The 12314-nt window shown below is 61.3% G+C and carries 11 protein-coding genes; 6 read left to right on the top strand and 5 right to left on the bottom strand.

The annotated features are described in order from the left end of the window. From ACYQ6M_RS17090 to ACYQ6M_RS17070, 5 genes are read right to left on the bottom strand one after another with little or no spacing between them, the layout of a single operon-like run. Positions 1–948, bottom strand: coding sequence for an ABC transporter permease (locus ACYQ6M_RS17090; protein WP_075284666.1), 948 nt, complete (start codon positions 946–948; stop codon positions 1–3). Positions 949–1007: 59 nt separating this feature from the next. Then, the gene (locus ACYQ6M_RS17085) at positions 1008–2513 is read right to left on the bottom strand and encodes an ABC transporter substrate-binding protein (protein ID WP_055656829.1); all 1506 of its coding nucleotides are present in this window, start codon (positions 2511–2513) and stop codon (positions 1008–1010) included. A 28-nt stretch (positions 2514–2541) separates the two neighbouring features. Then, positions 2542–3642 carry an ABC transporter ATP-binding protein gene (locus ACYQ6M_RS17080; RefSeq protein ID WP_460074727.1) on the bottom strand — a complete coding sequence of 367 codons (1101 nt, stop codon included), beginning with the start codon at positions 3640–3642 and terminating at the stop codon, positions 2542–2544. Continuing rightward, positions 3639–4634, bottom strand: a complete 996-nt coding sequence (locus tag ACYQ6M_RS17075) for an ABC transporter ATP-binding protein (protein WP_022999321.1) — start codon at positions 4632–4634, stop codon at positions 3639–3641. The genes ACYQ6M_RS17080 and ACYQ6M_RS17075 overlap by 4 nt, the downstream gene beginning before the upstream one ends. Then, positions 4624–5340, bottom strand: coding sequence for a FadR/GntR family transcriptional regulator (locus ACYQ6M_RS17070; RefSeq protein WP_460074726.1), 717 nt, complete (start codon positions 5338–5340; stop codon positions 4624–4626). Before ACYQ6M_RS17070 ends, ACYQ6M_RS17075 begins: the two co-directional genes overlap by 11 nt. 682 nt (positions 5341–6022) lie before the next feature. On the opposite strand from ACYQ6M_RS17070, the gene ACYQ6M_RS17065 reads away from it, so the two are divergent. The 6 genes from ACYQ6M_RS17065 (at position 6023) to ACYQ6M_RS17040 (ending at position 12291) form a co-directional block, all read left to right on the top strand. Continuing rightward, a complete protein-coding gene (locus tag ACYQ6M_RS17065) occupies positions 6023–7237 on the top strand; it encodes a transporter substrate-binding domain-containing protein (RefSeq protein ID WP_209170169.1) in 1215 nt (404 codons plus the stop codon). Beyond that, positions 7234–7836 (top strand): ANTAR domain-containing response regulator, encoded by a 603-nt coding sequence (locus ACYQ6M_RS17060; protein WP_022999317.1) that lies wholly within the window; start codon positions 7234–7236, stop codon positions 7834–7836. Before ACYQ6M_RS17065 ends, ACYQ6M_RS17060 begins: the two co-directional genes overlap by 4 nt. 4 nt (positions 7837–7840) lie before the next feature. Then, positions 7841–8728, top strand: a complete 888-nt coding sequence (locus ACYQ6M_RS17055) for an ABC transporter permease (RefSeq protein WP_460075699.1) — start codon at positions 7841–7843, stop codon at positions 8726–8728. 2 nt (positions 8729–8730) lie between these two features. Beyond that, positions 8731–9651: an ABC transporter permease gene (locus ACYQ6M_RS17050; RefSeq protein ID WP_460074725.1), complete on the top strand. Its 921-nt coding sequence runs from the start codon at positions 8731–8733 to the stop codon at positions 9649–9651. 71 nt (positions 9652–9722) lie between these two features. Beyond that, complete coding sequence (locus ACYQ6M_RS17045) at positions 9723–11351, top strand: ABC transporter substrate-binding protein (protein WP_022999314.1); 1629 nt, start codon at positions 9723–9725, stop codon at positions 11349–11351. Then, entirely contained in the window at positions 11341–12291 is a 951-nt protein-coding gene (locus ACYQ6M_RS17040; protein ID WP_460074724.1) for an acetamidase/formamidase family protein, read from the top strand. The genes ACYQ6M_RS17045 and ACYQ6M_RS17040 overlap by 11 nt, the downstream gene beginning before the upstream one ends. The last annotated feature ends 23 nt before the right edge of the window (positions 12292–12314 follow it).

The following is a 12314-nucleotide window of genomic DNA, read 5'->3' as shown; positions in this document are numbered from 1 at the left end:
TCACAGGCTGCTCCTCATGCGCGGGTTGAGAAGGAAGTAGAGAACATCGGCAATTAGGTTCATCAGGATGAAGCCGGCAGCCGTGCACATGACGATCCCCTGGACGACGGCATAATCGCGAGTGAAGACCGCATCGACGATCAGCTTGCCGAAGCCCGGAATGGTGAAGATCTGTTCCGTAAGCACCGCTCCTGCCAGCAATTCGCCGAAGAGCAGGGCACTCAGGGTGACGATGGGCAGAAGCGCGTTGCGGAACGCGTGTTTCAGGATAACCACGTTCTCTCGAAGACCTTTGGCACGGGCGGTGCGGACATAGTCGGCCTTCAGGACACCCAGCATGGCCGAGCGGGTGTGCCGCATCAACGTGGCCGCCAGTGCTGTGCCCAGCACGAAGGCTGGCATGATCATGGTCTGGAGTGATTTCAGCGGATCGACGAAGGGCGATTCATAGCCGGAGGCCGGCAGCCAGCCCAGGTGAACGGAGACCAGCATGATCAGCATGATGCCGAGCCAGAAATTCGGGATGGAAAGGCCGGACAGCGCCACGAAATTGGCGATGTAGTCCACGGCGGTTCCCTTGCGCACCGCGGACAGGATGCCGGCCGGAATGCCTATGGCAAAGGCGATGACCATCGCCATTACCGCGAGCTGGATCGTGACCGGCAGCTTGTCGGCAATAAGCTGCGTCACCGGCTGGTTGGTCCGCAGCGAAATGCCGAGATCGCCCTGCAGCATGGCCTTCATCCAGGAAAAATACTGGTAGAGGATCGGGTCGTTGAGCCGGTATTTCTCGCGGATGAACGCCAGCACTTCAGGATCGCGTTCTTCACCGGCAAGCACGAGCGCCGGATCGCCGGGCAGCAGTTTCTGCAGCACGAACACGAAGACCGAGACCAGAATGAGCGTCGGGATGGCGATGAGCAGCCGGCGTACGATGTAGGACAGCATTCAGGCAAAATCCGTTTGGAACGAGACCCGGCAAGAGCCGGGTCCCGTCATGCGTCTGGTTATTTGAACTTGACGTTCTCGAGGCGGATCATGCCGTCAGGATAGGCGGTGAAGCCTTCCAGCTTGCCGGACAGGGCCCAGATCCAGGTCGGGTGGTAGAGATAGACGATCGGCAATTCGTTGATCAGGATATCCCGTGCCGCGTCATACTTGGCCTTGCGCGTGGCGGTGTCATTGCTCTGCCGCGCCTCGTCCAGCAGCTTGTCGACTTCCGGAATGCAGACCTTGGAATCGTTGATCCCGCCCTTGCAGGTCATGAACTGGTGGATGTTGCCATCCGGATCGACACGACCCGACCAGCCCACCTGGCTTGCCTGGTAGTTGCCCGCGGACTGGTCCGCCAGCAGGCTGGCGAATTCCATCGACTTCAGTTTGACGTTGAAACCGGCTTCCGCCGCCATCGACTGAACAACCTGCATCATCTGCGTCTGCACGGGGTTGTTGGCCACCTGCACTTCGACGTCGAGGCTGTCATAACCGGCTTCCTTCAGCAGGGCCTTTGCCTTTTCGACATCCCGTGCCGGAACCGGATAGTCCTTGTCGTACCAGGGGCTGGTCGGCGGGAACGGCTGGTTGCCGGGTGCAAAGGCGCCTTCGAAGACAACCTGGTTGATCGCGTCACGGTCGAGCGAAAGGCTGAAGGCCTGGCGGATCTTCGGCTCGTTGCCGAACGGGTTGTCACCCTTCTCGCCGTTGTTGAGGTTCACCGTGATGCCCTGGTAGCCAAGGCTGACGGCTTCCGCGAAGCCGAGGTTGGCATCGCCCTTTACCGAGGCGACGTCGGTTGCAGCAAGGCGTTCAAGCATGTCGATATCGCCGGAGCGCAGGTTGGCGAGACGCACGGTTGTATCGGGGATCGGCAGGAACGTGACTGTGTCGAAGTTGATGGCATCCTTGTTCCAGTAGCCGTCGAACTTGGACAGAACAATGCGGTCCTGCTGGACGCGTTCAACGAACTTGAACGGGCCGGAACAGACCGGGTTGTTGCCGAAGTCGGCCCCGGCGGCTTCTGCGGCGGTCGGGGAAACCATCATGCCGGCGCGGTCGGCAAACTGGGCCAGAAGCGTTGCATCCGGCGAGGCGAGGCTGATCTTGACTTGTAGCGGGCCGGAAACTTCCACGCCTTCGATGGACTTGACTTCACTCTTGCGGCGGCTTTCCGGAAGGGTCTTCGAGCGCTCGATGTTGGCCTTCACCGCTTCCGCGTCAAAGGGCGTGCCGTCGTGGAAGGTCACGCCTTCGCGCAGGTCCATGGTCAGAACCTTGCCGTCGTCGGACCAGGTCCAGCCGGTGGCCAGCTGCGGGATGATTTCCAGATCCGGGGTGATGTCCACCAGCTTGTCGCACAGCGAGGTGTAGACGATACGGCCGACAAAGGTCCGGGACTGATCGGGATCCAGCACATCGGCATCGTCCTGCAGGCCGATACGAAGATCGGCGGCTTGGGCGGCCGTGGCCAGGGTCGTTGCGCTGAGCAGCAGCGCGGCAAGGAAATCCTTACGCATGTTTGTACTCCTCTCGGAAGGGCTCGATTTATGGTCTTGCGGCCGTCGTCGGCTCTTTTTGTTGACTTCGGGTCCGGAACAGCGCGAAGCGCTTTTCCGCATTGGGGCTCCTTGGCGGTTCCTGAACCGGGGGCTGGGCATCGTCTGCAATCTTTTCCCAGTGGTGACAGGCGACGGTCCGGTCACCCGCGACATTGGCTGGCGTCGGTTTCTCCCGGCTGCAAAGGTCGGTTGCGTGCGGACAACGCGGATGGAAACGGCAGCCTGAAGGCGGATCCAGCGGCGAGGGCACGTCGCCCAGGAGAGCGGCCTTCATCGACCGCCCATGGGGTGAGGCAATCGGGATCGCGCGCATCAGGGCCTGGGTGTAGGGATGCAACGGCTTGTCGAAGAGCGCATCGTTCGGCGCCAACTCGACGATTTCGCCCAGGTACATGACAGCCACCCGGTCGCTCATGTGGCGGATGACCGCCAAATCGTGGGCGATCAGGATCAGCGTCAGGTCGAATTCCGACTTCAGGTCTTCCAGAAGATTGATGACCTGGGCCTGCACAGAAACATCCAGTGCCGAGACGGGTTCATCACCGACGATCACCTTGGGACCGCTGGCAAGCGCCCGGGCAATGCCGATGCGCTGGCGCTGGCCGCCGGAAAACTCGTGCGGATAGCGGTTGGCAAAGGCTGGACGCAAACCGACCTTGTTCAGAAGCTCGGCGACCTTCTGCCGCCTTTCGGTACGGGTCAGCGCCATGTGAACCTTCATCGGTTCCTCGATCAGCGCACCCACGGTCATGCGCGGATTGAGAGAGGAAAACGGGTCCTGGAACACGAACTGCAGGTCTTTCCGCAACCGGCGCATTTCCTGTTCGGACAGGGCGGAAATGTCGTTGCCGTCGTAAAGAACCGCACCGTCCGACGGTGTCAGCAGGCGGACGAGAAGACGTGCCAGCGTGGATTTTCCGCAGCCGCTTTCTCCAACGATGGAGAAGGTTTCTCCACGTTTGATGGTCAGCGATACACCGTTGACGGCACTGACCGAGGTTGCCGGTTTGAAAAGGCTCTTGCGGCCGCCGAAACGCTTGGTGACGGCGCGCGTCTCGATGATCTTGTCCCGGGTTGGCAGGCTCATCCGGCAGCCTCCGCAAATGCGCTTTCCAAGGGGGCGTAATGGCAAGCGGCCCGGTGAGATGGGCCAAGTTCGACAAGTGCCGGCGTTGTTTCGCAACCGGTTCCGGCAAAGGGGCAGCGCGGTGTGAACCGGCACCCGGACGGCATGTTGTCGATGGCAGGCACCATGCCGCCAATGGTTGCCAGCCTGCCGGACCGGGGCCCGACCGACGGCACGGAGCTCATCAGGCCGATGGTGTAGGGGTGCTGCGGATCGTCGAAAATTGCGGCGACCGGGCCTTCCTCCACCGCGCGCCCCGCGTACATCACACAGACGCGGTCGGCGATTTCGGCGACGACGCCCAGATCATGCGTGATCATGATCAGCGCCGTACCGCTCTCCTTCTGCAGGTCTTCGATCAGGTCGATGATCTGAGCCTGGATGGTTACGTCCAGCGCGGTGGTCGGCTCGTCGGCGATCAGCAGAACCGGGTCGTTGGCAAGTGCCATGGCAATCATGACGCGTTGACGCATACCGCCGGAAAGCTCATGCGGGTAATCGTCCAGCCGGCTGGAAGCGGCCGGAATCTTGACCCGCTCCAGCATTTCCAGCGCCCTTGCGCGGGCCTGCACACGGTTCACCGGGCGATGCCGCAGCACGATTTCCGATATCTGGTCGCCAATCCTGTAAGACGGATTGAGCGAGGTCATCGGCTCCTGGAAGATCATGGAAATACGGTCGCCGCGCAGGTCGGCGAGAGCGCGCTCTGGCAGGGCCAGAAGGTCCTGCCCCGCGAAAGTTGCCGTGCCGGACATGACCCTGGCAACACCCCGGGGCAGCAGGCCCATCAGCGACAAGGCGGTCACCGACTTGCCGCAGCCGCTTTCTCCGACGATGCACAGGGTTTCGCCCGGACGGACGGCAAAGGACAGACCATCGACGATGTTTGCCGGGGCACCCTTGAAACGGAGCGAGAGGTCCTGAACCTCAAGAACGGGGGCCTCAGTCGGCATTTGCCGCCTCGCTTGCACTCTGGAAAAGGAGACGCTCCTGCAGCGCCAGCAGGTGGGCGCGCATGGTCTTTTCCGCGGCGATTGGGTCCCGGTTGGCAATGGCTGCGATGATGTCGACATGCTGCGCCCGGTACAGCGTCAGGGCATCGTCGGTTCTCAACGCTTCGCGCACATGGCGCCAGGCGGTGTCCTGCCGGACCCGGTCCACAACGTCGAAAAGTGCCAGGAACAACGTGTTGCGTGCTGCCCGTGCAATGGCCCGGTGCAGGGCGCTGTCCCAGAGTTCGCGGCTGTCCATGTCCTCGGCCTTGCCGACGCGGTCCGCAAGGTCGCTCATGGCGGCAATATCGGAAGGCGCGGCGCGCAGCGCGGCCAGCCGGGCCAGCACCGGCTCGATCTGCAACCGGACTTCCATGACCTCGAGCATGTTGGAGTTTTCGTGCAGCGACAGGATCTGCTTTTCCGGCTGTGCAGGCTCGCTGCCTATGAAGGTTCCCGCTCCCTGCCTGCGCCAGATCTTGCCTTCGGTTTCAAGCACTTCCAGCGCCCGGCGTACGGCCCTGCGGCCGACACCGATGGTTTCGGACAATTCACGCTCGGTGGGAAGCTGCTCCGCGCCCTCAGCCGTGAGTTGGTCCACGATGATCCGAAGTCGTTCCAAGGCCATGCTGGAGTTGCGCTGCGAAGGTTTGTCGGTGCCGCTCATGCCATACCAATTCGAACCAATTTGAATTGGTCGCATTATTGGCGCGATATTTTTAGCTGTGCAAGTAGTGCATTTTGCCAAGATGTGCCCGATACGAGTTTCAGACCGGGTTTGAGAGTTCAGGAATTTAAAGGCAAGGCTTCAGTCAGTCATTGTGTAAACATCTGTAGAATATGAAGAAAAACCTCAATAAGGCCTGAAGGGGACACCTTTGCGAAAAGGCTTTGCGAGGTGCTTGCCTGAAATTTGTGCTGGGGAACAAATTATAATCGGTTCCGCTATTTTCGTCAGGTTATCTCCTGAGGCGAAATTTTGTATTGCATCCCCTTCCTCATGGGGTTGATTGTTACTCAGTTCGGGAGAAAATTTGTCATTCTTTTCAAGAAAAAGAGTGCTTTTTGATGCTTTGGCTCCCGGTTGGCGAAACTCCTGAAATTGGTTCATAGGAAGCCGTTTGTCGCCGTCGTCATTTGTGGCGAAATTTTATGCGTGGCTGATCTTTGAGCTTTGCGGCGATTGACAAGATTTTTTTCTTCGGCGATCCTGATATCGAAATAGCGGCAATCGTTCAGCCGCATGGCAATTGCGCCCCGATCTGTCGCAGGTGACCACCTGCGGGTCGGGGTTTTTTTATGTTCAGCCCCCGCGGTTTGCATCGTTCGGCTGAAGGGCAGGGTAATACATGGCCTTTGGTGAAATACCTGTTGGCGTTCTGTTTTCGAAATCCGGTTCCTATGCCGCGATCGGGCAGGAAGGCTATTGGGGTGCCCGGATCGCCATCGATGAAATCAACGCTTCCGGCCTGTTCGATTTCCGTTTCCTGCGCGTGGATGGTGACCCGAAGGGCTCTGCCGAAAACTACGCCGTGGAAGCGGACAGGATGATGCGGGAGGCCGGCTGCCGGCACATCATCGGCACCCAGACCTCCTCCTCCCGCAAGGAAGTCTTGCCGGTGATGGAGCGTGGCCGCGGGCTGCTCTGGTACACCACGCCCTATGAGGGCTTCGAAAGCCACGATCGTGTGGTCTACACAGGCGCTTGCCCGAACCAGGGCGTGGTTCCGCTTTTCCGCCACATCGTTCCGGAATCCGGCCGCCGCGCTTTCCTTCTCGGGTCCAACTACATCTGGGGCTGGGAAACCAACCGCATCGCCCGCGAACTTCTGGCCGGGTGTGACGGCGAAGTTCTGGGCGAGCGTTATGTCGCCATCGGCGACGAGAACATCGACCATCTGATCGTTGAAATCCGGGAAAAACGGCCGGACTTCATCTTCAACAACCTGATCGGCGAAAGCAGCTACGCCTTCCTGCGCGCCATGAAGAGGCTTGCGAAGGAAGATCCCGCCTTTGCGCCGAACCGCTGCCCGATCCTCAGTTGCAATCTGACGGAAGCCGAGCTGCCGATCCTGGGGGCTGCCGCCGAGGGTCTTGTGTCCACCTCGACATACTTCGAAACGCTGGACACGCCGGAAAACGAGGATTTCCTGAGCCGGCTGGAGGGCCTGCGCGGCCCGGATGCGTCGATTTCATCCATGTTTGTCGGACCCTATGAGGCCGTCTGGCTGCTCGCCCGCGCTATCGAGGCCTGTGGTTCGGATGCACCGGATCATGTCCTGGCGGAATTGTGCCGCCGGCCGCACCGGACGCCGTTGCGCGACATCCGGATCGATCCGCAAACGCAGCACGCTTACCTGCAGCCGTTGATCGCGGTGGTGGAAACCACCGGGCCCGAGCGCATCCGCTCCCGGTTCCGCATCATCGAAAAGACGTCCGGCCCATTGGCGCCGGATCCCTATTTGGTTCACTATGACCCGCTGGAAAGCAACGCCGGTACATCTGGTGATACACCGGTACCGGACAACGGCAATTCGCCGAGACTGAGGCTGGTGTCATCATGAGCAGCCTGTTCCGCACACCGAGTTTTCGCGGTTGGTCCGCGACTGTGCTGCACAAGCCGCATTCCGACAGGGATGCCGTCTGCCGGCAGCTCGACCGTCTCGGCATTGCGGTGTCGACCGCCTGGCCGGAACTTCCCGAGGAAGCAAGGCAAGCCGATCTTGTGATCTTCGACGCCGACGCCGGTCATGATGCCCAGTTCCCCTGGCCGGTTGAAGAACACCCGATGCCGATGATCGCGCTGATGGGCAGCGAGGCCCCCGGGCGGGTCGAATGGGCCATCCGGCGCGGTGCCATTGCCCATCTGAGCAAGCCCATCGCCTCCAGCGGTGTCTACGGCGCGCTTGTCGTTGCCACGCGAACCTTTGCCATGCGCCGCGCATCGGAGGAAAGGATCGCGAAACTGGAAGCCCGCCTTGCCTGTCGGCCTCAGGTGGCCGAAGCCATCCTGCTCCTGATGCAGCATCAGGGCAGCGACGCCGATACCGCCTACAAACTTCTTCAGGACATGGCGATGGCGAGCCGGCAAACCATGGAAGACGTTGCGCTTGATCTGCTGGCGCGTTCAGGAGGGCAGAATGCCGGCCGACGTGAAGCCTGAAGCGATGCCAGACACCGTGAAAACCGCCGCACCCGAGATACCGAAAGGCGTCTGGCGTCGTCTCCTGGAAAGGAAACTCGCCGTCTTTGCCCTGGCGCTGGTCGGTGTAATCGTCGGGGCCGCAGTCTTTGCTCCCTTTGTCGCGCCTTTCGACCCGGCGGAACAGTTCTTCGAAGGGCTGACCCTGGAGGGCGCGCCCTTGCCTCCGGGCGAAACCTTCTGGCTGGGCACGGATCTGCTCGGGCGCGATCTCCTGTCACGTCTGATCTACGGCGCGCAGACCTCGCTCATCATCGGGGTTGTCGCCAACGGGATCGCCGTTGCGGTCGGTGCCTTTGTCGGCATCCTCGCCGGTTTTTTCCGTGGTTGGGTGGAAACGGTGCTGATGCGCTTCACCGACCTGATGATGGCCTTCCCGGCGCTGCTGCTTGCCATCACGCTGGCGGCCCTGTTCAGACCATCGCTCTGGATCGTTGCCATGGTGATCGCCATGGTCAACTGGGTGCAGATGGCGCGTGTCGTCTATACCGAAACCAGGTCACTGTCGGAGCGCGAATTCATCCTGGCCGAACGGGCCATGGGCGCAGGCCTCTTCCGTATCCTGTTCCGCCATATCCTGCCGCATCTTCTGTCGACCATCGTCGTCTTCGGCACGCTTGGCATCTCGACGACCGTGCTGCTGGAGGCAACGCTCAGCTATCTCGGCATCGGCGTACAGCCGCCGACCCCTTCCTGGGGCAACATCATCTACGAAAACCAGACCTATTTCACCTCGGCGCCCTGGCTGGTGTTCTTCCCCGGTGTCGCCATCATCGCGCTGGCGCTGGGCTTCAACCTGCTGGGCGACGCCCTGCGTGAGGTGCTCGATCCGACACAGAAGGGGAGGCACTGATCATGGGCGGTTATATTCTGCGCCGGGTGTTCCAGTCCGTGCTGATCCTTATCGGCATCACCTTCCTGACCTTCATTCTGCTCTATCTGATCCCGGCCGATCCGGCCCGCCAGATCGCAGGCCGCAGCGCCACCGCGCAGACGGTCGAGAACATTCGCGAGCAGCTTGGCCTCAATCTGCCGTTCTACCAGCAGTACTTCCGCTATCTCACCGGACTGCTGCAGGGTGATCTCGGCCGCTCCTACCTGCAGAAGACCGAAGTCGGCGCGCTCATCTGGTCGCGTCTGCCGGCAACGCTTCTTCTCATGGTCGGCGCCATCGTCTGCGAACTGGCGATCGGACTTACCATGGGGCTCGTCGCAGCCCTGCGCCGCAATACGGCGACAGATACGAGCCTCATGGTCCTTTCCTTCGTCGGGGTGTCCTCGCCCCAGTTCGTGATCGGCATCCTGCTGCTCTATGTCTTTTCGGTGCAGCTCGGCTGGTTCCCAATCGGCGGCTACGGCACCTTCATGCACATGGTGCTGCCGTCGCTGACCCTCGGGTTCCTGGGCGCAGGCTGGTACTCGCGCATGATGCGCTCGTCCATGATCGACGTGCTGCGCCAGGACTTCATCCGCACGGCGCGCGCCAAAGGCCTGAAACGCTGGCAGGTCCTGTTCGGCCATGCCCTTCCCAACGCCTTGCTGCCGATCATCGCCATGATCGGGATCGATATCGGCCTCTTCATGAGCGGCATCGTGGTGGTTGAAAGCGTGTTCGGCTGGCCGGGCATCGGCCAGCTCGCCTGGCAAGCCATCCAGCGGGTCGACATTCCCATCATCATGGGCGTCACGCTCGTGTCCGCATTCGCGATCGTGCTCGGCAATTTCCTCGCCGACCTGATCGCCCCCCTGATTGATCCGAGGATCAAGCTGCGCTGACGCGCGGCAACCGCCGGGAAGCCGCCCTCAGAGCGGCCCGGCACATCACCGTAAGAACCGGAGGTTGGACTATGAAGAAGACAGTATTGGCAGGGGCTGCCGCCCTTCTCGCCGCCACCGCCCTGACATCGGCATCCGCTCTGGCGGACGACATCAAGCAGGGCGGATCGATGATCGTCACGTACAAGGATGACGTTTCGACGCTTGACCCGGCAATTGGCTACGACTGGCAGAACTGGTCGATGATCAAGAGCCTGTTCGACGGCCTGATGGACTATGAACCCGGCACCACCAACCTGATGACGGATCTGGCCGAGGACTACACGATTTCCGATGACGGCACGGTCTTCACCTTCAAGCTGCGTGAAGGTGTGAAGTTCCACAACGGCCGCGAGATGACCGCGGAAGACGTCAAATATTCTCTCGACCGTGTCACCAATCCGGCTACCCAGAGCCCGGGCGCCGGTTTCTTCGGCTCCATCAAGGGCTTTGATGCCGTGGCTGCGGGCGATGCCACCAGCCTGGAAGGTGTCACCGTCGTCGATCCCTATACCGTCAAGATCGAGTTGTCCCGTCCGGATGCGACCTTCCTGCACGTGATGGCCATCAACTTCTCGTCCATCGTGCCGAAAGAGGCCGTGGAGGAATTTGGCGCCGACTTCGGCAAGCATCCGGTCGGCACCGGTGCGTTCTCGCTGGAAGAATGGACGCTCGGCCAGCGCCTTGTGTTCAAGCGCAACGAGGACTACTGGCGCGCTGGCGTTCCCAAGCTTGACGAAATCACCTTTGAAGTCGGCCAGGAGCCGGTGGTTGCGCTCCTGCGCCTGCAACGCGGCGAAGCCGATATTCCGGGCGATGGCATTCCCCCGGCGAAGTTCCTGGAAGTGACCAAGGACCCGCAATACAAGGACCTGATCATCGAAGGTGGCCAGCTGCACACCGGCTATGTCACCATGAACGTGAAGATGCCGCCCTTCGACAAGCTGGAGGTGCGCAAGGCCGTCAACATGGCGATCAACAAGGATCGCGTCGTGCGCATCATCAACGGCCGCGCAGTCCCGGCAAACCAGCCGCTGCCGCCCACCATGCCGGGCTATGACAACGAGTACACAGGGTATGCTTATGACCCGGAAGCCGCCAAGGCGCTTCTGGCCGAGGCCGGTCTGGCTGACGGGTTCGAAACTGAACTCTATGTCTACAACACCGACCCGAACCCGCGCATTGCCCAGTCTATCCAGGCCGACCTTGCCGAAATCGGCATCAAGGCTGAAATCAAGGCACTGGCCCAGGCTAACGTGATCGCGGCCGGCGGCGAGCCCGACCAGGCACCGATGATCTGGTCCGGCGGCATGGCCTGGATCGCCGACTTCCCGGATCCGTCCAACTTCTATGGCCCGATCCTGGGCTGTGCCGGCGCGGTCAAGGGCGGGTGGAACTGGTCCTGGTACTGCAACGAGGAGCTGGACAAGCAGGCCACTGCTGCCGACAGTATCACCGACCCGGCGAAGAAGGCCGAGCGTGAGGAAGCCTGGCGCAAGATCTTCATCTCGGTGATGGACGACGCGGCCTGGGCGCCGGTGTTCCACGAGCAGCGTTTCACGATGCGGTCCGAGCGGCTGGGTGGCCCCGATGCCATCTTCGTCGATCCGGTCCACATTCCTGTCAACTACGACTACGTTTGGGCGAAAGATGTGCAGTAACTGCAAGGCCGCTTACACGATCCACGCGGCACAGCACCACTTCGGCTGGGACAACTCAAATGCCCCGGCCGAAACGGTGGCACCGGGCACGGTGCTGGAATTCGAATGTCTCGACAGTTCGGCCGGGCAGCTCACGCCCGAAAGCACTGTCGCGGATGTTTCGACTCTGGATTTCGGCAAGATCAATCCGGTCAATGGCCCCATCTATGTGGATGGGGCCGAGCCGGGCGATGCGCTGGTGGTCAAGATCCACGAGTTCAAACCCTCCGGCTTCGGCTGGACCGCCAACATTCCGGGTTTCGGTTTGCTGGCGGACCAGTTCAAGGATCCGGCCCTGCATATCTGGTCCTATGACAAGGACAAGCTGGGAACCTCGGCGTTTGTCCCGTTTGGCAAGGTGCCGTTGAAGCCCTTTGCCGGTACCATCGGTGTCGCTCCGGCGGAAGCGGGTCTTCATTCCATCGTCCCGCCCCGGCGGGTCGGTGGCAATCTTGATATCCGCGACCTTGCCGCCGGAACAACGCTCTACCTGCCGGTGGAAGTTGCCGGAGCCCTGTTCTCCATCGGCGACACCCACGCGGCGCAGGGCGATGGCGAGGTCTGCGGAACCGCGATCGAAAGCCCGATGAACACGGTGGTCGAGCTGGACCTGATCAAGGGGGCCAATCTCAAGATGCCACGGTTCGAAACCCCGGGCCCGGTGACCCGTCATCTCGACGAGATGGGCTACGAAGTCACCACCGGTATCGGCAGCGATCTCTTCGAAGGCGCCCAGGCAGCCGTTTCCAACATGATCGACCTCCTGTGTGCCCGTCACGGCTACAGCGCGGTCGATGCCTACATGCTGTGTTCGGTCTGCGGCGATCTCCGGATTTCGGAAATCGTGGATATGCCCAACTGGGTGGTCTCGTTCTACTTCCCGAAAGTCGTGCTTCAGTAACGCAGCCGGGCGGCGGTCACCGC

The organism is Roseibium sp. ROS1 (assembly GCF_054658215.1).
Note: the sequence above shows the minus strand (reverse complement) of the source record. Positions and strands in the feature narration are given on the sequence as shown.